The sequence below is a fragment of the Gordonia amarae NBRC 15530 genome (genome assembly GCF_000241345.1).
In the GTDB taxonomy this organism is placed as follows: Bacteria; Actinomycetota; Actinomycetes; order Mycobacteriales; family Mycobacteriaceae; genus Gordonia; species Gordonia amarae.
In genome coordinates this window covers 21790-44861 of sequence record NZ_BAED01000028.1, presented here as the reverse complement: position 1 = coordinate 44861, position 23072 = coordinate 21790, and the positions used below count along the sequence as shown (strand labels likewise).

Here is a 23072-nt window from a genome sequence, read left to right as displayed (position 1 = left end):
TTACCTCCGGGCCGGTCCGGCCACCGGGTTCAGCGGCAGCAGGCGGGGGTCGTAGGGTTCCAGGCCCACCGTCTCGACCGGAATCTGCGCCGGCGCGGGCGCGAACGTGTCCGGCGCCTCCGGCAGGGTCAGCGTGAGGGCGGTGAGGACGTCGGCGTACCCGCTGCCCCGCTCGCGCAGGGCCCGCCCGATCTGCTCGAGCGCGGTGCGGTATCGGCCGAGAAAGGCGACACCGCCTTCCGGGTCGGCGCGGGCGCAGAACTCCAGGACGATCGGCAGGTGGTCGGGCAGTTCGCCGCGCAGATCGGTGACGAATCCGCTGTCACGGTAGAGCTGTTTGACCGCGGCCAGTGCCTCACCTCGCCGCCGGGTGTCGCCGTCGGTCCAGTACGTCAGGTACAGGGTGTGTTTGCGGGACAGGTCGAACACGTCGACGTAGCTGTGGCGCAGATCGTCGGGCGACGTGGTGAGCAGTGTGTCGACGACACCGGCCAGCAGGGCCACCGGCTCGCTGTCGGGCTGTTCGTCGAGGGCGGCGCGCAGCGTCGGCAGCAGTTCCAGGAGCTGGTCGTCAGGGTAGCTCAGGCACCACGACGCGACCTGGTGCACCACCCGCCAGTCGGTGGCCGCGGGTTTCCGTTGCAGCACAGGGATTCTCATGACCGTGACTCCTTGTCGGGGAACAATCCGGCCGGTACTCCGTTGCCGTCCCAGTTGAGAAGGTTGGTGCGACCGGCGAGCGCGGATTTCCCGGCGGCCGAGTCGCTGGTCTGCCGCTGTTTCAGCGCGTGGAAGGTTTCCACCGATACCGGGGCCGGACGCCCGCTGGCTTCCCCGAAGATCCCCGAGTCGAACATGCCCGGTCCGCCGTCGAAGTCGAGCGAACACGCCGCCTCGTCGAGACCGCCTGCCTGTTCGCTGTGCGCGGTCGGAATCACGTAGCGGTCCTGGTATTTGGCGATGGCGAGCAGCCGGTACATCTCGTACACCTGCTCCTCGGTCATCCCGACCGCGGCCGGGATCTCGGGCCGGGTCTCGCGGCCTAGGGTCACATCACGCATGTACGACCGCATCGCCGCCAGCTTGCGCAGCACCCCGTCGACGACGGCGGTGTCACCGGCGGTGAACAGTTCGGCCAGATACTCGACCGGGATCCGCAGCGCGTCGATGGCGCCGAACAGGTTGGTGTGTGATTCGGCGTCGTGGCCCTGATCGGCGAGCAGGTCGACGATCGGGGACAGCGGCGGGATGTACCAGACCATCGGCATGGTGCGGTATTCCGGATGCAGCGGCAGCGCCACCTTGTACTTCTTGGCCAGCGCGTACACCGGTGATTTGCGGGCGGCCGCCAGCCAGTCGTCGCTGATGCCGTTCTCCCGCGCGGCGGCGGCGACCTTCGGGTCGTCGGGGTCGAGCAGCAGGTCGAGTTGTGCCTGGTACAGGTCCTTCTCGTCGGGTGTCGACGCCGCGGCCGTCACCGCGTCGGCATCGTAGAGGAACACCCCGAGGTAGCGCAGCCGGCCGACGCAGGTCTCCGAACACACCGTCGGCAGCCCGGCCTCCACCCGCGGATAGCAGAGGGTGCATTTCTCGGCTTTCCCCGACTTGTGGTTGAAGTAGATCTTCTTGTACGGGCAGCCGGTGATGCACTGGCGCCAGCCGCGGCACTGGTCCTGATCGACCAGCACGATGCCGTCCTCGCTGCGCTTGTAGATCGCTCCCGACGGGCACGATGCCATGCACGACGGGTTGAGGCAGTGTTCGCAGATGCGCGGCAGGTAGAACATGAACGTCTGCTCGAAGCTGAACTTGATCGCCTCCTCGGACTCCTTGCGGAGCTTGGCGACGATCGGGTCGAGGTGGCCGAGTTCGCTTGTGCCGCCCAGGTTGTCGTCCCAGTTGGCCGACCACGAGACCTTCATGTCCTCGCCGGTGAGCAGCGACTTGGGCCGGGCGACGGGGAAATCGTCCCCGAGCGGTGCCTCCACGAGTGTCTGGTAGTCGTAGGTCCACGGCTCGTAGTAGTCGTCGATGGTGGGCTGTACCGGGCTGGCGAACAGGGTCAGCAGCTTCTGCAATCGTCCGCCGGTGCGCAGCCGCAGCTTGCCGCGCCGGTTGAGTTTCCAACCGCCGCGCCACTTCTCCTGATTCTCGTAGCGGCGTGGATAGCCCTGGCCGGGGCGGGTTTCCACATTGTTGAACCACACGTACTCGGTGCCCGCGCGGTTGGTCCACGCCTGTTTGCAGGTGACCGAGCAGGTGTGGCAGCCGATGCATTTGTCGAGATTCATCACCATCCCGACCTGAGCCATGACGCGCATCAGTAGGTCACCTCCTGGTTGCGTTTGCGGATTGTCGACACCATGTCGCGCTGATTGCCGGTGGGTCCGAGATAGTTGAACGCGTACGAGAGCTGGGCGTAACCGCCGATGAGGTGGGTGGGTTTGACCAGCAGCCGGGTCACCGAATTGTGGATGCCGCCACGCCTGCCGGTGGCCTCGGACTTGGGCACGTCGATGGTGCGTTCCTGTGCGTGATGCACGTACACAACGCCTTGGGGCATCCGGTGGCTGACCACGGCCCGGCACACCAGCACCCCGTTGGCGTTGGTGCATTCGATCCAGTCGTTGTCGGCGACGTCGATGGCGGCGGCGTCGTCCGGACTCATCCACGCGGTGGGGCCGCCCCGGGAGAGCGACAGCATGAACAGGTTGTCCTGATATTCCGAATGGATCGACCATTTGGAGTGCGGGGTCAGGTAGCGGACCGTGATCTGTTGTGCCCCATCCGGTCCCAGTGTGGGTTCGGCGAACAGCTTGTGCATGTCCAGGGGCGGGCGGTAGGTGGGCAGCGATTCGCCGACGTCGATCATCCAGTCGTGATCGAGGTAGAAATGCATGCGGCCGGTGAGGGTGTGAAAGGGTTTGAGCCGTTCGATGTTCACCGTGAACGGGGCGTAGCGTCGTCCGCCGGTCTCCGACCCGGACCATTCGGGGGAGGTGATGACGGGTACCGGCGCGCGCTGGGTGTCGGCGAAGGTGATCCGCTTCTCCTCCGATCCGCGCGCGAGGTCCTCGAGCAGGAATCCGACACGTTTCTGCAGGGTGCGAAAACCCTGCACGGCGAGTTCGCCGTTGGTGGTGCCCGACAGCGTCAGGATCGCCTCGGCGAGTTTGGCGTCGGTGTCGATGGCGGGCCGGCCGTCGGCGGCGCCGCCGAGCATCACCCCGTTCGCCTTGGCGAGCTTCTCGGTCTGCTCTTTGAGGTCGAAGGTGACGTTCTTGACGGTGAAACCGAGTTTGTCGGCGAGCGGCCCGACGGCGGCCAGCTTGTCGGCGATCGCGGTGTAATCACGTTCGGCCACCACGAAGTTCGGGGCGTTCTTGCCGGGCCGCACCGGGTGGGCACCGCCCTGCCAGTCCAGGACCCGGCCGTGTGGCTGCGCCATCTCGCCGGGGGTGTCGTGCTGCACCGGCACGCTCACCAGGTCCTTACGCACCCCCAGATGCTTGCCGGACAGCTCCGAAAGGCGCTGCGCCAGTTTGTGGAACAGGTCGAAGTCGGACTTCGCCTCCCACGGCGGGTCGATGGCGGGGGAGAAGGCGTGCACATACGGGTGCATATCGGTCGACGACAGGTCGTGCTTCTCATACCAGGTGGCCGCGGGCAGCACCACATCCGAGAGCAGAGTGGTCGAGGTCATCCGGAAATCCGCCGACAGCAGCAGATCGAGCTTGCCCTCGGGCGGATACTCGTGCCAGGCCACGTCGGTGGGCCGCGGGGCGTTCGGGTTCTCGGTCCCGAGCACGTTGTGGTGGGTACCGAGCAGCGTCCGCAGGAAATACTCGTTGCCCTTGGCCGACGAGCCGAGCAGATTGGACCGCCACAGCACCAGGGTGCGCGGCCAGTTCTCCGGGGCGTCGACGTCACTGATTGCGGGCGTCAGCGTCCCGTCCTGCAGCCGGGAGGCGACATAGGCGGCCGGGTTGTCGGCGGCACCGGTGTCGACGGCTGCGGTGGCCTCGTCGGCGACGTCGAGGGGGTTGCTGCTGAACTGCGGGTAGAACGGCATCCAGCCCAGCCGTGCCGACTGGGCGATCGCGTCGGCGGTGTGCCGGTCGCCGAGCGCACCCGTCGCCAAGGGAGAGGCGAGCGAGGCGGTGGAGTAGCCGTCGTTGCGCCACTGCCCGGTGTGCATGTACCAGTACGACGTACCGGTCATGGTGCGCGGTGGCCGCGACCAGTCCAGCGCGTTGGCCAGCGAGATCCAGCCGGTGATGGGCCGGCACTTCTCCTGCCCCACATAGTGGGCCCAGCCGCCGCCGTTGCGGCCCATGCAGCCGGTGAGGAGCAACAGGGTGAGGATGGCGCGATAGGTGGCGTCGCCGTGGAACCACTGGCAGATGCCGGCGCCCATGATGATCATCGACCGGCCGTCGGAGTCGACGGCGTTCTGTGCGAACTCGCGGGCCACCCGGATAGCGGCCTCGGCGGGGACGCTGGTGATCTCCGCCTGCCAGGCCGGGGTGTAGGGCGCGTTCGCGTCGTCGTAGCCGGTGGGCCACCGCCCGGGCAGGCCGTCGCGGGCGACGCCGTACTGGGCAAGCATCAGGTCGAAGACGGTGGTGACCAGCCGTCCGCCGACGCGGACGGCGGGCACCCCGCGGGAGGTGACCACGCCGCTGCCGTCTGGGGTGTCGAAGGCGGCGAACGACACCGGAACACGTTCGGCACCGTCCCGCTCGTACAGCGTGAGCGCCGGCGTCACCCCTTCGAGATCGAGGTTCCACTTGCCGTTGCCGTCGTCGGAATAGCGGAAACCCATGGAGCCGTTGGGGATCACGGTCTCGCCGGTGGCCTCGTCGAGCAGCACCGTCCGCCACGCGGCGTCGTCACCCTCCTCGCCCAGGTCGTCGACGGTCACGAATTTGCCAGGCACATAACCGGAGTCGTGTTCGTCGAGGTGGATCAGGAACGGCAGATCGGTGTAGGTGCGCACATACTTGTCGAAGAACTCGGTGCGGGCGTCGACGAAGAATTCCTTGAGGATCACGTGCCCCATCGCCATCGCGAGGGCGGCGTCGGTCCCTGCCTGGGCGGGCAGCCATTCGTCGGCGAACTTGGTGTTGTCGGCATAGTCCGGGCTGACGGTGACCACCTTGGTGCCGCGGTAGCGGACCTCGGCCATCCAGTGCGCGTCCGGGGTGCGGGTGACCGGAACGTTGGACCCCCACATCATCAGATACGTGGCATCCCACCAGTCGCCGGACTCGGGGACGTCGGTCTGATCGCCGAACACCTGCGGGCTGGCCACGGGCAGGTCGGCATACCAGTCGTAGAACGAGGTCATGACCCCGCCGATGAGCTGGATGAATCGGGTTCCCACACAATGGGACACCATCGACATCGCGGGAATGGGGGAGAATCCGGAACAGCGATCGGGGCCATAGGTCTTGATGGTGTGCACGTGCGCGGCGGCGGCGATGTCGATCGCCTCCTCCCAGCTCACCCGTACCAGGCCACCCTTGCCGCGGGCCTGCTGGTAGGCGCGCCTGCGCAACGGATCGCCGACGACATCGGCCCAGGCGAGTACCGAATCACCCAGTCGCGCTTTGGCTTCGCGGAACATCTCCACGAGAACGCCACGGGCGTACGGGTACCGGACACGGGTGGGTGAGTAGGTGTACCAGGAGAACGCCGCACCGCGCGGGCAGCCGCGCGGCTCGTATTCGGGCCGGTCCGGGCCCACCGACGGGTAGTCGGTTTCCTGGGTCTCCCAGGTGATGATGCCGTCCTTGACGTACACCTTCCACGAACACGAGCCGGTGCAGTTGACGCCGTGCGTGGACCGGACGATCTTGTCGTGGCTCCACCGGTCGCGGTAGAACACGTCACCGGCGCGGCCGCCTTCGCGGAACACGGCGCGTGCGTCGTCGGATTCGTCCCAGCGCGTGAAGAACCGGCCGAGGTCGAGGAGTGCCGTCGCGGCCTTCCCCTGAACATCAGATGAGCGGGCCATGGGCTCACCCTACGAGCGATTACTACCGTTTGTCGGACACCGTTATCCGGGTTCGGCCTCGTGAGAGTGGTTGCGGTGAACTGCATGCCAGTAGTCTCTGCCTGCACGCGTCAGGCACAGTGGCAAAAGTCCCGAATTGGTCCTACCTTTCACCCTATGGATCGGCGAAATCTCGAGCGTTGCCCAGAAAATTGGTAGGGAAGACTCGTATTTCACATCTATTTAGACGCGTCTGTGAGGTGTATTTCGTTCCCGACACAATTGAGGGGTCGCGTCTCCTCTGTCCGCGATCGGGACGAGATCGACGCTGTCAGCTCCGGAATCCAGATCCTGCAGCATGTGTGTGGGTTGGCGATGCCTTCTGAGCTGAGCGAGTGATCCATCCTCGGGTCATGGGCCGAGGAGTGCGAGTGGCACCACGGCGATCCCGTCTGGGCGCCTATAGGCGGTCGTGCCCGTTGTGACGACCACGAGATCAACCACGCGGGCCATGCGGTCGCCATACGAGTGATTACTACCGCTTGTCGGAGATTGCTTTCCAGGTGCTGGCGACGACGGGTGTCACGCCACGCCAAACGTCGCGAAGTGTTTGGGTCGATCCCGCCATTTCGGTGTCCAATATCCCTTCCCGAATCAGCCAAACTACCTGTGGTTGACGAGGACTCGGGCGCTTCAGGCGAAATACCAACCGTGACAGCGATTTTGACGTGATTGTGAGGCCGATTTCAGTACCGACACGATCGAGAACGGACTGCCATCGTTGTGTGACTGCACCGTCAATAGCCAGGGCCTGGACGTAGACCGCCACCTGGCCGGGTCCAACAGGTCCGTGCGCCGGCAGGCGGCCTTAACGACCGTGACCGTTCCGATGATCCTGCCGGTCCAGTCCGGGACGGCCGGACAACCCGCGCCCGCAGGATCGGCGTTGCGACCTGCGAGCACGGGTTGCTCAGGTGACTGCCAGGGTGTCGGACTATGCCCGGATCAGTGTGGCCTGGGTGTAGCCGCCGCCGGAGGTGATCACGGAGAACTGATCGTCGAGATAGATGAGGCCCTCGAAGTCGTCGGCGCCGATCACGAAATCTGTCGCGTTCCCGTCGACATCGAGGATGTGGACGTACACATTGCTGCCGGCGTGATAGGCGATCGCGAGGTACTTGCCTTCGAAAACCCGGAACTCTCCGTCGTAACTCGTACTGACGCTGATCGGTGCGGATTGTGTGTCCGTGGTCAGGTCGAGAACGCTGAATGTGTTGTATCCTGAGCCGTCGTTGGTCCGGAGCACAAACATGTGCTGCTGATCGGCGGTCACCCAGCCGACACCGTCGGCGAGGTCGTCAACCGACCCATCGGCACTTACACGGTGGATCGTGTACGTGTTCTGGGCGCTGCCGGGATCCGCGACCATGAGGTAGACGGTGCCGTCGGCAACAGAGGTCATAGCTGCCACCTGGCCGGACGGTACGTCGGTGACGATCGTGTCGATCTCGTTCATCGCCTGATCGAAGACGTGAACCTTGACGGCACCGAGAGTGGGAACGCCCGCGACGACGCTCACATCGACAGTGGTCAGGTAGTAGTTCCCGGCATCATCGAAGGACGACCACGACAGTTCGGGAACGTTGCCAGCAACCGCACCGGGCACGGTGACGCTGATTGCATTCCCCGCATCGCCGAACGGGGTCCGGGTGACCTGCGTGGAGAACGTGAACGGGTCGAGTACATAGGTGTACAGCGCAGAACCGTTGGCGTCGATGGCGTACGCCGAGGTCGGTGGAACCGCGATCTCCGTGATGGTTCCGGTGGTGAGCTCAACGACGGTAACGGACGTCACCGGGCTGGTTGGGTCGGCAGTGACGCCGTAGGCGAACTGACTGTTCGGATTCACAACCCAGTCGAACGCCAGATCGCCACCGACAACGGTTTGCTGGAGAACAGCGAAGTCGGTGACGGAGATGGAGGTGACCGTTGTTCCATCGGCGAGCAGCGCGATCCCGGTGCTGCCGATAAAGGTGACCGTGGGCGTTCCGGTTCCGTTCTGGGGATTGGCGGTTGACAGGGCAGTTCGGTCACCGGTCCGCGAATCAGCAAGGTACACGGTGTAAGTACCGTCCGTTTGGGTGGCCACGATGATCGCCTGATCGCCCTCGGCTCCAATGCTGAAATCGGCTCCGGTGATCGGGCCGTTATCGACGAAGCTTGCCATCACAAAACCGGAGGGGGTGCCGCCGGTCCACGCCAGGGACTTGGTGCCGTCGCCGTTGTCGGTGACGATGTAGGTGCCGATGACCTGGTTCGTGGTCAGGTCGATGACGCTGACCGTCGAACCGCCCGAGTTGGTGATGTGGGCGTAACCACCGTCCGCACTGAAGGTGACCGTCGAAGTGTTGTCATGCCCGGACGGCAGTGCGATGGCGTGGCTTTGCGCAGTGGTCCGGTCCACAACAGTCAATATCGGGGTGCCCGAGGTGTCGGATACGCCGTAGGAATAGCGCGGTGAATCCGTTGAGTTCAGGCCTGTCATGTCGATGACGACCAGGTCGATCGGGTCGATTGGTACGGTGACGGCGATGGCTCGGGGCGGGTTCACGCCGTCGTCGGCGAGGATGACGAACGCCTGGGTGGTAGGGCCACCTCCGCCCGCCCAATACTGGTCTTCGCCTTCCGGAGTGAACACGAAGGTTCCCGATGAATTATCGAAGACGACGGTTCCGCCGTCAGGAGTGAGGTAGCCGCCGCCGGTGGGTGTGCCGCCCTGCACCGAATAGGTGGTTCCGGCCTGGTGCCCGTTCACCACTCCGTTGACCGCACCGTTGCTTCCGGGGGTGACAGTCACCTCCACCGGGGTTTGCGGGATACCGTCGTCGGAGAGGATAGTCCCGTCATTGAGGACGATCTGGCCGAGCAAAATGGGTTCAGCTCCTCGGGGAGCCTGCAGAAGGATGATCTGGTCCCAAATGAACGGGGTGCTGCCGGCGCGCGGCGGAATCGTCGCGGACGAACCCGATGCGATGACGAGCGCCTCGAACGTGGCGGGTCCTCCGGCATTGAGGGCGGTGACCTCGTCATTGGTGATGGACCACAGCATGATCGGGTCGGAACCGGTGTTGTTGACGATGATGTTGCCCGTCTCGTCGACGTGGTAGTCGACAACTCCGGTGGGGTTGACGATGGCGGGGATCGTGGTGAGGAAGCCCGCGTCCGACGGATCCCAGAACTGGTTGGTGGGGTCGATGTGGTGGTAGTACATGGGCACGGTGTCGACGGTGATGGTGACGTCGGTGGTGCTGCCGTGCCCGTCGTCGACGGTGACGGTGAACGTGTCGGTGAAGGCCCGGTTGGCGCTGTCAGGGGTGTAGGTGAAGCTGTCGCCGACGATGGTGACGGTTCCGTTCGCCCCTTGCGTGGTCACCGAGTAGGCGAGGGTGTCGTTGTCGGCGTCGGTGGCGATACCGGACAGTGACCCTGTGGTGTTGCCGTAGGTTGCGGCATTCATATCGCGGTCGATGGTGCCCAGTGGCGACGTCGGTGCGTTGCTCGCGACGGATTCGTTCGCCGCGAGGATGTCGAGGGTGAAGTTCTCGGTGTCGCTGAGGGTTCCGTCTGATGCGTTGACCGTGACGGTGAGGGCTTTGTCGCCGGGGGTGGCGTTGTCAGACGCCGCGGCATGCCGGGCCGTGTACGTGGGGGTGAAAGTGAAGGCACCGGTGCCGGTGTCGTAGTCGATGGCACCCTTGGTGGTGTCCCACGTGTAGGTATACGTGACGGTGTCGCCGTCGTGGTCTGTCGCGGTGGTGGTTCCGGTGATGACGCCATCACTGCCCTGAGGGCTGTAGTCGATCGCGTCGATCACCGGTGCGCTGTTGGCGGGTGCGGCAGTGCCCTCGGGGATATTGACGGTGACGTACGTCGAGTGCGGATCGTGGCCGGTGAACAGGCCGATAACTGTGGCCAGACCATGCAGGTGGGGGCCGTTGTCTGAGACTTTGATGGTGAATTGGTCTGCCGCACTGCTGTTCTGGTCGCGGGTGTAGGTGAAGGCGCCGTCGCTGTTCTTGACTACCGTACCGTGGGTGGGTTGGTGGTACACGGTGGTGGCCACAGGATCGCCATCGGCATCGTCAGTGGTGAGGCTGATAGTGTAGCCGTCGGTCACAGGGTCGAGAACCGAGGTGGCGGTGGGGGTTTGGTTGTTGAGGAGGGATTGGGTGCGCTGGATCCACCAGAGCAGGGTCCAGGGTGCGGGGGTGGTGAGGGCTGTGGGGGCGGTTGGGCCGCCGACAGGGGGGATGCCGAAGAAGGTGAGCAGGGTGGTCAGCGGGGTGGCAGGGGCCGGTGCTGCCGGCGGTGTGGTCGCCGGTGGTGGGGCGAAGAAGACCGCGTTGCTGAAGGTTTCGGGTTCACCGGTGGTTTCGGGTTCCTCGGCGAAGGCCGGGGCGGTGAAGCCGAGGGGGCGCAGTGTGGTCGGATCGGGTTCGGAGGGACCGGAGTTGTCGCCCGGTGTCTCGGCGTCACCGATGGGTGGTGTGGTGTCGGTGTCGGCTGTGCCGGTGGCGTCCGGGCTGGTGCTCTCCGCAGTGGAAGTCGTCGGGGTGGTGTCGCCCGTGGTGGTGGGTGCGGTCGGGGTGTTGGTCGGTTCGGTCCATGTGTTGGTGGTGTCGGGGGTGACTGTGGTGTCGGCGGGTGCCGGCGGTTCGGTGTGGTCGGTTTCGGTGGGTGGTCTTGTGGTGCCTGCTGTTTCGTTGCCGGACGGAACGGCGTCGGCGGGTGTGGTGTCTGACGGGGTGGTGTCGGTGTCGGCCGGTGTGGTGTTACCTGAGGTGCCGGTGCTGTCCGGGCTTGAGCCGCTGCCGGAGTCGGTGTCATCGGAGGGCCCGGCGTCGGATGCGGTGTTGTCGGTGCCGCCTGTGGAGTCCGGGCCGCCTGTGACATCAGACCCGCCCGCACCGCCTGTGGTGCCGGAGTTGCCTGCCGGGTTCGAGTCACCAGGCGAACTCGTCGACTGGGAATCCCCTGACGCGGAATTCCCGCCCGACGTGTTCGTGCCGCCACTGGAGTCCGAATGGGACGACGCGCCGGAGCCCGTACCCGAGCCGGTGTCGTCGTCCGCGGCGGCCTGGCCGGGATTGAGGAACAGGCTGACGCCGGCGGCTGCGGCGATCAGGCGGGCACGATTCTTGTGCGAGATACGCATGGGACACTCCAGGCTTTGGACAACCGAACACGTCAACGATCGTCGTTCCGGGAGTGCGCCCGGTACCTCACTCGACTACCTACTTCCGTGCAATCACTACTCAGTCAGGCATTGTTGCTGGTCGCCGGTGGTCGTGTGCGAAGTTAAGGAAGTGAAATGTAACCCTTTGAGCGACAATCTGAATCATTGCTCACGAACTCAATCGTTCGCGAATCCTCGACCGGTAGGCGGTCACCGTCGACGGTTGCAGGCCCAGTGTCTGTGCCGCGTCGGCGCGTGAGCGTCCGGCCCTGGTCATCGAATAGATCTCCAGTTCGCGAGGCGAAAGAACGACTCCGGCCTCAGCCGCGAAAATGGCGGGCGACCGGAAGTCCTCGGCTGTTTGTCGTAGCCAGGCCAGCCGGGGCACGAGTTCGGCTGCCTTGCTGGGGGATCCATTGCGCCGGAACGCCACCATCGCGTGTGCCAGGGCATCGGCCGCATAGGGGATGAACCCGAGGCCGGCGAAACTGTCACTGACATCGCGCAACCCGGCTGCGTCCGAGTCCAGGAAGGCGCGAGCATGTGCCGCCATGAGATCGGCGATGACTCCTTCCCCGCGGTATCGGCTATCGCACAGCTGGCGGGCCGCGTCCCGATCTCCGAAACGAACCGCCCAGTACAGGTAGTTCATTCCATCGTGGATCTGCTGGTGCGCGAAGAGGATCCCGGCCACCGATCGGAATCCGGCGATCGGGGCCGAGATCTCACCGCCCGCCGCGCGTACGAAGCCCTCACACTGCAGCAGATTCACCTCGTCCCAGCCCTCGACGCGAAGCGTTGCCGCTTCGCACTGGTTCCGGGCCCAGCGACTGCCCTCGACATCGCCGAAGAGCGCCCGGATACCACAGAGCAACGCTGCCACCCCGCGGCCGAGACCACTGCGGTCATTGTCGGGGAGTGCGTGCAAGCTGTCGAGCGCCAATCGCTGCGCCTTACCGAATCTGCCTTCGGCGATCGCCACCAACGTCAGCGTCGAACACGCCACCGCCCGGGGCAGTGACTGGAGGGCCACGTTGTCGGCGAAACGATCGGCCAGCGCACCAGCCTCATCGAGCCGTCCGCGCGCCAAGTGGGCGAGTGTCACGGTGTGCATGGCACCGACGCCGACAAGCGGACCGGCCGCCTCCGATAATCGCACCGCATCCTCCGCGATCGCCACGGGCCTTCGCGTCTCGCCCAGCCTGCGAAGGATCTCGGCCTCGACATACCGCGCGAGTGCGGCCCATACCATGCCATCCCAATCGCCGGTCAAACATGCTCGCGCACTGGATAATGCGCCCGCGAGGCGACCGGCGTTGAGCATGATGATCGCCCGCATCGCATGCGTGGCGCCCTGCAACGGAGGCAGGGTGATCCGGGGACCGAGCGTGTCCAGCAGTGCCAGTGACCTGTCGTGTTCGCCCAGTGCCGTGGAAAAGTGCACGCATGAGGTCACCAGATACGTCGCGAGGCCGGCCTCATCGAGTTCGTCGACGACGATCTCGTCGAGCAGGCGTTGTGCCCGTATCCCCTCACCCTGTGCGGCCACCGCCCGCACCTGCTGGCAGCGCGCGAACGGTGACGAATCCGCGGCGGCCGACAAGAACGCCAACCGTTCGGACAGCTCGAACTGACCATGGTTGAAAGCCGTTGCCGCGGCCTCCAGGTTGGTCTGTGCCGGCAACTGGAGGCCGATGTCGTCGGCGAGCCGGGCACGGTGCAACACCTCGACTGCAGATGATGCCGTGGCGTCCATAGCGGCGACGAGTTCGGTGGTCAGCTGCGCGCGGCGCAGCGTCCCGAGCCTGCCGCGGATCACATCGCCGATGATCGCGTGCGCCGGAAACACGAGCCTGCCGTCGGAGGCCAGCAGGTCGGGCGGCGACGCCTCGACGGCGCCGTCCAGACCCAGCGCCGACACCGTCGCCACCGGCAGCGGCGCCAGAATCCCGAGGAACTCCAGTAACTTCCGGGTATTCGGTGTGGCCGCATCGATGCTGTCGCCGACAATCGCATCGAGTTCCGGTGAAACGGTGAACTCACTTGCCAGGACGAATGTTCCGTCGTCCCGGCGTTCCAGCACACCTGCCGCCGCCGACCCGGAGACCAGGTGCCGCACATAGAACGGATTGCCCGCACAGGCCTCGTGGATCCGCACTATATCGGCGAAATCGAGAGGCGCACCGAGGAAATCGCCCACCACCGAGGTGACCTCGTCCACCGAAAGCCGCGGCAGCACAACGCGCTCTGCTCTGGCGGCCGACAGTGCCGACACCAGCCCGGGATCCACCGCGTCGAGATCGGGCGAACGGGTCATCACCACCATCCCCGGACAGTCCCCGGACCGGACCAGTTGCGCCAGCACGGTCGCCGACGCCACGTCGAGCTGATCAGCACCCTCGACAGCCAGCACGGCATCGTCCTCGGTCAGCCGCTGCGTCAGGGCGGCGAGAACCCCACGCACGTCACCGGTTCCGTCGATGTGCACCATCGGTGTCAACGCCGCGAACGCGGTCGCCCGCGCCGACGCCGACCCGATCACCCAGCCGACCGATCTCCCGGACTCGGTGAGCGCCGCCCGCGTCAGAGTCGTCTTGCCGATACCCGCCGGGCCGATGAGAACCACCGGCAGCCGGTCGTTCAGCGCCGTGAGGATCGCCACCGACTCGGCAGAACGCGGCAGGTACGGCCATTGCCGGCTCACACCGACGGACTCCACAGGTGGGCGGCCTCGCTGCGCGACCGCGCGCCGAGTTTGGCGCACACTCGCAGCACATGACCCTCGATGGTCCGCACCGACAGTTCGAGCCGGCAGGCGATCTCCTTATTGGACAAGCCCTGACTGACGAGTTCGATGATCTGCCGTTCCCGGTGGGTCAACCGGCTGTCGGCCTCGATGCGTTGCTGTGCGGGCGATCTCAACGGCCCGATCCGCCGCACCAGCCTCCGGGCGTAGGTCCGGGCTCCAGCCGCCGGCTCGGCGTCGTGCTCCTCCTCGAAGACCTGCGCGGCCTGGGCCGCGGCGTCGGCCGCGGTCGGCAGATTTCCAGCCGTCTCGAAATCCCGTGCGATGCTGAGTAATGCCTCACCGTCACGGTTCTGCCAGGCATCGGCGTACCGCACCGTCAGACCGAACCTGCTGAGCGGATTGTGCTCCCGGGCCAGGGCGCGTAGCGCGGTCGGAACACACGCGTCGTCCGGCGAGCACAGCCGGGTGGCGAGTTCGCCGCAATCCGCCGCCACCGCGGGCGCACCACTGGCGACGGCCTCGTGCGCGGCGTCTTGCAACAATTCGACCGCGGTGTCGGTCTGCTCGCCCGCCACCAGCACCCACGCCCGGTTCACGGTGTCCATCGCCGTGAACGACAGGACCGCCGAGCCGCCCGGAACGGCGGAGGTCGCAGTCGCGAACCCGACGTCGACAATGCCTGACTCCATCGCCGCGATCCGGGCGTTCAGGCCGCCGAACAGGTGCCGCCCCACGGAGTCGACGAAGATCTCGGCACCGTCGTGCAGACGAGCACGGGCCTGCGTGAACTGCCCGGACTCGACGAAGGTGGCCGCCGCCACCAGCTCGGCCATCGCGCGCACACGTGGCGGCGAGGTCCGGGTGTCGCGGAGCAATGCGTCAGCGGCGCTGCACGCGCGGGCCACATCCCCCGAAAGGCGCAGCGCCACAACTTCGGTACCGCGGGTGTACAGGCTCAACATGGGATCGGTGAGCGGCGGTCCGTCCCGGTCCGGTCCGACGAGCGCCATGATTGTGCGCACCGCATCGATATCGCCCGCGACGGCGAAGGCGTTGGCATAGAACGCCGCGATCCAGGTGCCCATTGTCGGGTCGGCGGCGAGTGCCTTGTTGACCGCCGACTCGGGAGTGGCTGTGAGAACACGTAATTCGGCGGGACCACGCGCACCCCATACCTCCGCGCAGCCGGCGACGGCGGCGAGTGCCGGATAGCCGGGCGAAGGGGCGGCCAGCAGGTCCCGCAACGTACCGACGTCGGCAAGATGCAGTGCGGCCCAGCCGACGGACTCCGGGCGGACAGCGCATTCGCTGCCGAGCCGGACCGCGGCGAGATGCTCACCCTGACGCAACGCCGCCTCCGACGCGGCGGCCAGCACAGCGGAATCGGGTTGCAGCGTCAGCCTGCTGAGTTCGCCGGCGAGAATCAGGATCCGGTCGGCCTCGTCACGCGACGGCGCGGTGTGCCCGGTGCGGCGGGCCGCCCTCAGGCATCCGTCGGCCAGCGTCGCCGCCCACGTCGCCGCGGTCAGCTCCCGCGTTCCTGACGCCGCCCACGACGCGAGATACGGTTTGCGCAGGCGCACGTGGTGACGGTCGGCGTCGAGCACCCCGCACCGTTCGGCGGCCACCAGGTCCTCCAACGGGCACACCGCGAGCACCGCGTCGAGGGGAATGCTTCCATCGCAATGGGATTCGGATGCCGTCGTGGCCACCGAAAGGGCAGCCACCACCTGCCGGACGCGCTCGGGCAGGGCCGCGAACTCGGCGCACGACTGGTCCCGCAGCCGCGGCGTGAGCGCCGGCGTCCAGCGGAACACCGCGACCTCGCCGGCGCCTACCCAGCACCCGCGCTCGATCGACAGCTCGACACCCTCCACGAACGCCGCGGCACAGCCACCCGACCAGCGCAACAGCCGCGCCACGCCGGCCGCGGTGGGAGTCCGGCCGAGCGCGTGCCGGACATAGTCGGTGGCCTCGTCGACGGCGAGGTCGGCCAGATCCAGACGCGGCAGATGTCCGTCCTTCCAGAGCGCGATGATCGCGGTCGGCCCCGGACTTTCCGGGATCTCGGTGCGGCAACTCAGGAAAGCCGGAATACGGTCGTGGACAACGAGGGCGTGCACCACAGCCGCCGACTCGGCGTCGAGCAGATGCGCGTCATCGACGGCAAGCGTCGCACCGTCGGCCCGTAGCCGGCCGGCCACCGCCCAGCGCGCGGAGCCCTCGTCGCAGGGGAGATCCGGGAATGCGTGGCGCAGGCTGCCGAGGGTGCCCGATATCCGCACGACCGGCCCGTCGAGGCGAGCGGAAAGTGCTGCCAGCGCCGTCGTCTTACCCGCGCCCGCGCCGCCCACGACAACGCAGCCCTGGGGGAGGGCACCGCGGCCGGCTGTGGCCCGGTTGAGCGCCTGGGCGCCGCGCAGCTCGGCAAGAGACATCGACACTCTCACATGATGAGTGCGGATGGTGCCGAACGACAGGTGTGCGCGCGATGTTAGCCCGAACGGTGTCCGAATGGACAGGTTCTCCGGCGGGTCACCCGAGGTCGGCGCGCAGCCTGCGCCAGAGCGGGACGGCGATCAGCAGCGATCCGACGGTCTCGACCACGGCGTAGGTCCAGCCGATGCCGGTGATGCCGTGCCGCGGGATCACCCACAGACAACCCGCGATGACGCCGGTGGTGGACACCACCTGCAGTGCCACGGCCGGCAACATCGTCCGGTGCACCCGGCACAGACACGCGAACACCACACCGGGCGCACTCGCGATCGGCACCAGAGCGGCCGACAGCATCAGCGCCCATGCGTTCTCCGCATACCCGGGACTCACCAGCCACAGCGCGATCGGCCCGCCCAGTCCCAGCGCGCCCGACGCCGCGACACTGATCAGGCCGAACATGCGCAGAAACCTGCGCAGCAGCGTCGCGAGCTGTTCCGGGTGCGCGGCGGACTCGGCGATGAACGGTCCGCACACCATCAGCATCGCCACCAGGATCGCCGACACGATGGTCCACGACACGGTGAAGTACGCGGTTTCGGTGGCGCCCGCGTGTACCACCACCAGCAGCGGCAGCACCAGCGGGGTGATGCTCGCCAGCGCGGAGATGCCGAAGGTACTCGCGAAGTAGCTCAGCAGCTCCCGGTTCGCCGGCAACGACGCTTCGGTGCGGGCCTGGGCGCGCACCGCCATCACCACCACCGTCTGCACGCCGAGTACCGCGGCCGCCGCGGTGAGCACCCACGACACCTCGATCGCGGTGTGCCCGGCCATCGACCCACCGTCGCCGGCGACGGTCAGGCCGAGCCCGCACAAGATCGCGAGCTTGAGCACGGCGAGACAGACGTTCTTGACCGCCGCCCACCTCGCCACGCGCAGCCCGACCAGCACCGAATCGGCCAGGGCGAACGCGGCCAGCACCGCCACGCACAGCGGGAACATCGCCTTGCCCGTCGACGACGTGAACAGCTCGTCGGCGGGGCCGACCGCGATGAACACCGTGCCCAGCACCAGTGCCAACAGTCCGGTCGCGAGGTAGCCGCGGATCAGCAACCCGCCCGTCCGGTGTCCCGCGAGCGGCAGGAACCGTTCGTACAGCGCGCCGAGGCTCAGATTCGCGAACGTCGACAACATCACCGCGGTGTTGATGACGGCTCCGGCCCGGCCCACTTCGGCCTCGACGAAGAAGCGGGCCGCGAGCGCCCAGAACACCAGACCCAGGGCGCTGTTGATCAGCCCGGCCGCCATGAGTGCCGTCGAGTTGAATTCCAGGCTCTGCCAACGGGACCGGACGGCCGGTGCGGGGTCGGCAGGTTCGGTAGGGGCGACGACGCGGTCGGTCACGGCCTAATTGACCTGACGATCGCGGCCCGACCAGAATTCGGCACGCAACTCACGACGCAGAATCTTGCCACTGGGATTACGCGGAATCGAATCGACGAGGTGATATTTCGCCGGCAATTTGAACGCGGCGAGACGGTTCGACGCGAACTCCACCAGCGACCGGGTGTCGATCTCGGCACCGGCGGTCGCGGTGACGAACGCGTGGATGGCCTCGCCCCACCGGTCGTCGGGAACCCCGATCACCGCCACATCGTGCACCGCCGGATGTCCGGCGAGCACATTCTCGATCTCGGCGGGGTACACATTCTCGCCCGCGGAGATGATCATGTCCTTGATGCGGTCGTGGATGTACAGATAGCCGTCGGCATCCAGGTAGCCGGCGTCGCCGGTGATGATCCAGCCGTCGACGAGGGTGGCCGCCGTGGCGTCCGGCAGCCGCCAGTACTCCAGCATGCGCGCCGGGGTCTTGAGCTGGACCTCGCCCACGGCGCCGACGGGCAGCGTCTCGCCGTTGTCGCCGACGATGCGACATTCCACACCCGGGTAGGGCCGTCCGGCGGCCCGCATCCGTGGTGTTCCCGGCCGGTGCTGATCAGGCGGCAGGCACACCGCGGTGTTGCCGGTTTCGGTGAGTCCGTAGATCTGGGCGAAATCGCACCGCAGGATCGTCATCGCCCGCTGCAACAGATCCTCGCTGATGGGGGAGCCGCCGTAGATCACCTTGCGCAGCGAGGCGAAGGTGCGCCGGGACACCGATGGGTCGCTGAGCAGGATCTGGATCATGGCCGCCGCCATGCAGCCGGTGGTGATCTGATACCGCGAGAACAGCGCCAGTGCGTGTTCGGCGCTGAAGTACGGCATCACGGCATTGGTGATGCCCGACCGGAAACCCTGCATGGCCCACCACAATCCGCCGATGTGGAAGCCGGGCAGCCCGATCAGGCTGACATCGCCCCTGTGCCAGTCGATCCAGTCGACGCCCGCCCCGGCGAGCAGGTCGCCGATGGCGAAGAAGCTGCGTTGCGGCAGCACAACACCTTTCGGCAGACCGGTGGTGCCGCTGGTGTACAACTGCGCGATCGGATCGGTCTCGGAGGTGTCCGGGACCACCGGCGCATCGTCGAAGCCGTCGATCCACCGGGCGTAATAGTCTGTGTCGTAACCGATGACGCTGGTGGATCCGGTGCTGGGAAGCTCTCCGCCGGTGCCGTCGGCGAACAGGAACATGGCCTGCGAGTCGCTGAGGATATGCGCCACCTCGGGCGCCGACAATCGCCAGTTCACCGGAACCAGCACCGCACCGATCTTCGCGACGGCGAACAGCAACTCGTAGTAGTGGGCGCTCTCGTGCCCGATCACCGCGATACGGGTGCCGGCACCGGCGCCCGCGTCGGTGAGGGCGCGGGCCAGGCGATTGCTGACCGCGTCGAGTTCGCGGTAGCTGACCGACGAGTCCGCCGTCACCACCGCCGGGTGACCAGGGATCCGGGCGGCGTGAAAGGCGAGAGTTCCTGCCAGGGTGCGGCATTCGGGAAACCAGAGCCGGTCCGGCGAGGCCTGCTCGGCGACGCCGGTCACTGCTTGACCGGGGGTTGCACGACGGCCAGCCGGATTGTTCCCGAGCACCGGCCGCCGGTATCGTCGGTGAAACCGATCTCCGTGTCCAGCACCAGAAGCCGGCTGGTCGCCATCACCGACGTCACCGTGAAGGTGCCGGTGAACGCCAGCGACGCGATAGGCCGGGTGAACCTGGATGACATCTCGACGATGAGGACGTCGGGCAACTGCTTGGCCCAGTAGTCCTCCAGCGTCCACGCCGCGAACTGCGGCGTCAGCTCGTCACGCACCGCCACCGCGAGGGTGTGGTACATCAGCTGGTTGTAACAGATGATGAACTCGGCGGCGTTGAAGTGGCCGGTGTCGTCGATGTAGCACGGCTCGGCGATACTGAAACGGCCTGTGCTGCACAGGTGTCCGGACTCGATGGTCACCACCGGCGGCCCGGTGAGATAGATGGCCCGTTTGGCGGCGTACGGCGCCATGACCCGCGTGAAAAGCTCAGTGTCGGAGGGTTGGTGATGATGCTCGGGGAGCGTCATGGTCATGTGGGTGATCCAATCGTGAGATGCGGCCGGGTGCCGGAGACGTTGACGTCCGGCCCGGCCTCACCGGTCAGGCGGGCGATTCTCAGACGGGCTGGAGGGTCGCGCCGTCCGACACCGTGACCCGGTGCGACACAGTCGGTTCCGGCGTCGGGGTGTGCAGCGCGCGATGGATCAGCGAACGGTTGTCCCACATCAGCAGATCACCGGGCTCCGGGGTCACCAGGTGGGTGCCGGGCTGCGAGCAGGTGTCGTCGAGTTGCCCGGTGGCCTCGAACAGGCGCTGCAGCAGGTCCTCGCCCAGATCGTTGCCGTCGGCGTCCTGGATCCCGACGGTGAATCCCTCGCTGATGTACAGCACGGGTTCCCCGGTGCGCGGATGCTTCACGACGGTGGGGCAGATGTGCGGCGGGGTCTTGGTCTCCACCTCGCGGATGACCTCGCTCAGCGGACGGTAGACGTCGCTCGGGCGGATCTTGAAGTACTTACGGACCGAGTGAACGCTGTAGGTGCCCTCGATCTCACGTTTGAGGTCCTCGGGTAGCCGGGTGTAGGCGTCGGCCATGTTGATGTAGTGCGTGCCCCGGTTCTTCGCCGGTATCACCTGCGGGTAGATGAAGGTGATGGAGAACGGGTCGGGCCGGAATTGGTAGTCCGAATGCCAGAACTTTCCGGTACGCGGCACGCCGATCTGTTTGCCGTCTTTCGGCACATTCGACGAGACGAAGATGTCCGGGTGTTCGGGGTGTTCATACATCGGCTCGTAGTAGCGGACCACGTCACCGAATCGGCGGGCGAACTCGAGGTAGTCGGCGCTGGGCAGGTCCTGGTTCTTGAGAATGACCAGTTTGTGCTCGAACACGGCGTCGTGCAATTGCTTGATGTCATCGTCGGTGGCGACCTGCGGAATCAGTCCACGAACCGTGACGCCGAGCCGATCTGCCGATGCGGTTGAAAACTCCATAACGCCTCATCACTCATGGTATTAGGTAAGCCTTAGCTAACACTATTTACCATTTCTTTGCAAACCGATCACGGGTGCCCGGAGGGTGCGTGCGAAAGGGCCGTCATGGGGTGTGGCTGAGGCTGTCCAGGGTGCGCTCGGTGATCAGATCGGCGCAGAGCGTGGCGACGAAGGTGTCGCGCAGCGGGTCGTTGTGCCGCTCGCAGATCTTGACGAAATCCGTCTGGGCGCAGGTGAACCGGCGCCACTGATCGCTGTGGTCGGTGTACTCGGTGCTGAAGGCGATGGTGATCGGGTGATCGAACGGCCACAGCCGGTGGCGATCGTGGGAGCGCCGTCCGCGTTCCCAGGTGATGTCCTGCTGCGTCTTCACGTCGAATTGCACGATTCCGCAGGCCAGGACACGTGCGTGGGTGAGTAGTCGCTCGCGCACCGGCGGCCTCGCTGCGGCCCGCGCCGGTGCCGCCGGCGTCGTGGAGGGGACCGCCGGTGCCGAACGTGCCGGTACCCGTGGATCCATCAGCACCAGCGGGGCCACCTGGGCTCCGGTGGCGCGCAGCAGCCGTGCGCATTCGAGGGCGACGACAGCTCCCGAGGAATGTCCGGTCAGGTGGTACACGCCGTCGGCCTGGATCTTGCGGATCTCGCGGACCTGGCGGCGTGCCTGTCCGGTGATGGTCAGCTCGGGAATGCCCCGCGTCTCCTGGCCGCGCCCGTGCAGCGAGTACACGCCGACGTCGGGTTCGAGCGCGGCGGCGAGCCGGACGAAACTGAGCGTCGACGCCCCGGCGCCGGCTACGCAGAACAGTGCCGGCCCGGTGGGGGAGCCTTCTTGCAGCCGGATGGTCGTCGACGTCCGGGCGCGGAACCCGCGGGTGCGGACGTCGTCGATATGGGCGGCGAACGCACGCAGTGTCGGGTGTTCGACCAGATCGGCGGGCGCGAGGGCGACGGCCCAGTCGTAGCGGAACTCGTCGAGCATCTCGACCACCTGCAGCGACGATCCGCCGAGGTCGTAGAAGGTGTCGTCGGGGCCCACCTCGACGCCGCCGAGTGCGCGTGACCAGCGTCGTGCCAGCAACTGCTCGGTTGTGGAGCCTGCCGGACGGTCCGCGGATGCCTGGCGAAGGACTCGTCGGTCCAGCGGCATCGCGCTCCTCCTGACATACCCCGACGGCCGCAACCTGACGCCGACGATGCCGGACTAGGTTTGCTTTGGCTCACCTAACTAAAAGCCTGACGCCGCGAATCTTTTCACAGCGGACTCTCAGGGTCAAGAGCGGTTAAAATCGCCTGGTTGCGGGGTGGGCCGGAGCTGGAACTCAGAAGTCCGAGCCGCCGTCGACGTTGAGGTCGGCGCCGGTCATGTAGGTGTTGGCGCGGGATCCGGCGAACGCGATCACCGGCCCGATCTCCGCGGGCAGGGCCGCCCGCCGGATGAACGCGGGGTGGCCGAACTCGGCGTCGATCGCGTCCATGACCGCGTACAGGTCGTCGAGGTCGGGGCGACGATCGTCGGGGAGCCGGGACAGGAAATCGCGCAGGCCCTGCGACAGGAACGAGCCGGGGGAGACGGTGTTGACCAGGATCCCCTCGGGCGCGAGGGTCTGCGACAGGTTCTTGCTGACGCTGGTGAGCGCGGCCTTGGCGGCGGTGTAGGCGATCAACGTGGGCGACTGGCGGCGCACCGAATGCGCGGATACGTTCACGATGCGCGCCCACTCGGCCTTGCGGAGCAGCGGCAGTGCCGCCTGGACGCACTTGACGGCGCTGAGCGTGCCGATGTCGAAGGTGGCGTGCCAGTTGGTGTCGTCGATGGTGTCGAGGGGGCCGATGCCCACGTCGACCGGGCCCACGGCGTTGACCAGGGTGTTCACCACACCCCAGCGGTCACCGACGGCTGCGAACGCGGCCTGGATGTCGGTGCGGCTGTTGAGGTCGGTGGGGATCGGCAGAACGTCGGGGGCGCCGAGTTCGGTCAGCCTCGCGGCGGTGTCGTTGAGTCCCTGCTCACCACGGGCCAGCAGCGCCACTTTCGCGCCCTCGGCGGCAACGGTTTCGGCTGCCGCCCGGCCCATTCCCTTGGTGCCGCCATTGACCACCACTACGGCGCCGGCAAATCCCAGATCCACGTGTCATCCTCTCCACTGTGCCTCAAATTACTTACTGTAAGGCATTCGGTT

The 23072-nt window shown here is 66.6% G+C and carries 12 protein-coding genes and 1 pseudogene; all 13 read right to left on the bottom strand.

The features are described 5' to 3' along the window. Window positions 1-660 carry a nitrate reductase molybdenum cofactor assembly chaperone gene (gene narJ / locus GOAMR_RS08495; protein ID WP_005185612.1) on the bottom strand — a complete coding sequence of 220 codons (660 nt, stop codon included), beginning with the start codon at window positions 658-660 and terminating at the stop codon, window positions 1-3. Next, window positions 657-2321 (bottom strand): nitrate reductase subunit beta, encoded by a 1665-nt coding sequence (gene narH, locus GOAMR_RS08490; RefSeq protein ID WP_005185611.1) that lies wholly within the window; start codon window positions 2319-2321, stop codon window positions 657-659. The genes narJ and narH overlap by 4 nt, the downstream gene beginning before the upstream one ends. After that, window positions 2321-6019: a nitrate reductase subunit alpha gene (locus GOAMR_RS08485; protein ID WP_005185610.1), complete on the bottom strand. Its 3699-nt coding sequence runs from the start codon at window positions 6017-6019 to the stop codon at window positions 2321-2323. Before GOAMR_RS08485 ends, narH begins: the two co-directional genes overlap by 1 nt. Before the next feature lie 390 nt (window positions 6020-6409). Next, a pseudogene (locus GOAMR_RS25800) lies at window positions 6410-6502 on the bottom strand (ATP-binding protein); the annotation flags it as partial. Between the two features lie 490 nt (window positions 6503-6992). Continuing rightward, window positions 6993-11213 carry a beta strand repeat-containing protein gene (locus GOAMR_RS08480; protein WP_005185609.1) on the bottom strand — a complete coding sequence of 1407 codons (4221 nt, stop codon included), beginning with the start codon at window positions 11211-11213 and terminating at the stop codon, window positions 6993-6995. Window positions 11214-11403: 190 nt separating this feature from the next. After that, the gene (locus GOAMR_RS08475; RefSeq protein ID WP_005185605.1) at window positions 11404-13938 is read right to left on the bottom strand and encodes a LuxR C-terminal-related transcriptional regulator; all 2535 of its coding nucleotides are present in this window, start codon (window positions 13936-13938) and stop codon (window positions 11404-11406) included. Continuing rightward, window positions 13935-16421, bottom strand: a complete 2487-nt coding sequence (locus GOAMR_RS08470) for a LuxR C-terminal-related transcriptional regulator (RefSeq protein WP_005185602.1) — start codon at window positions 16419-16421, stop codon at window positions 13935-13937. The genes GOAMR_RS08475 and GOAMR_RS08470 overlap by 4 nt, the downstream gene beginning before the upstream one ends. A gap of 97 nt (window positions 16422-16518) precedes the next feature. Next, window positions 16519-17823 carry a lipopolysaccharide biosynthesis protein gene (locus tag GOAMR_RS08465; protein ID WP_005185599.1) on the bottom strand — a complete coding sequence of 435 codons (1305 nt, stop codon included), beginning with the start codon at window positions 17821-17823 and terminating at the stop codon, window positions 16519-16521. Between the two features lie 3 nt (window positions 17824-17826). Further along, on the bottom strand, window positions 17827-19401 hold the full coding sequence (locus tag GOAMR_RS08460) for a long-chain-fatty-acid--CoA ligase (protein ID WP_005185596.1): 1575 nt from the start codon (window positions 19399-19401) through the stop codon (window positions 17827-17829). Continuing rightward, the gene (locus tag GOAMR_RS08455; RefSeq protein ID WP_005185594.1) at window positions 19398-19928 is read right to left on the bottom strand and encodes an FcoT family thioesterase; all 531 of its coding nucleotides are present in this window, start codon (window positions 19926-19928) and stop codon (window positions 19398-19400) included. Before GOAMR_RS08455 ends, GOAMR_RS08460 begins: the two co-directional genes overlap by 4 nt. Window positions 19929-20010: 82 nt before the next feature. Next, a complete protein-coding gene (gene scoE / locus GOAMR_RS08450) occupies window positions 20011-20889 on the bottom strand; it encodes a (3R)-3-[(carboxymethyl)amino]fatty acid oxygenase/decarboxylase (RefSeq protein WP_005185592.1) in 879 nt (292 codons plus the stop codon). A gap of 103 nt (window positions 20890-20992) precedes the next feature. Further along, entirely contained in the window at window positions 20993-22039 is a 1047-nt protein-coding gene (locus GOAMR_RS08445) for an alpha/beta fold hydrolase (protein WP_005185591.1), read from the bottom strand. A 172-nt stretch (window positions 22040-22211) separates the two neighbouring features. Beyond that, entirely contained in the window at window positions 22212-23021 is an 810-nt protein-coding gene (locus tag GOAMR_RS08440; protein ID WP_005185588.1) for an SDR family NAD(P)-dependent oxidoreductase, read from the bottom strand. Window positions 23022-23072: the final 51 nt, after the last annotated feature.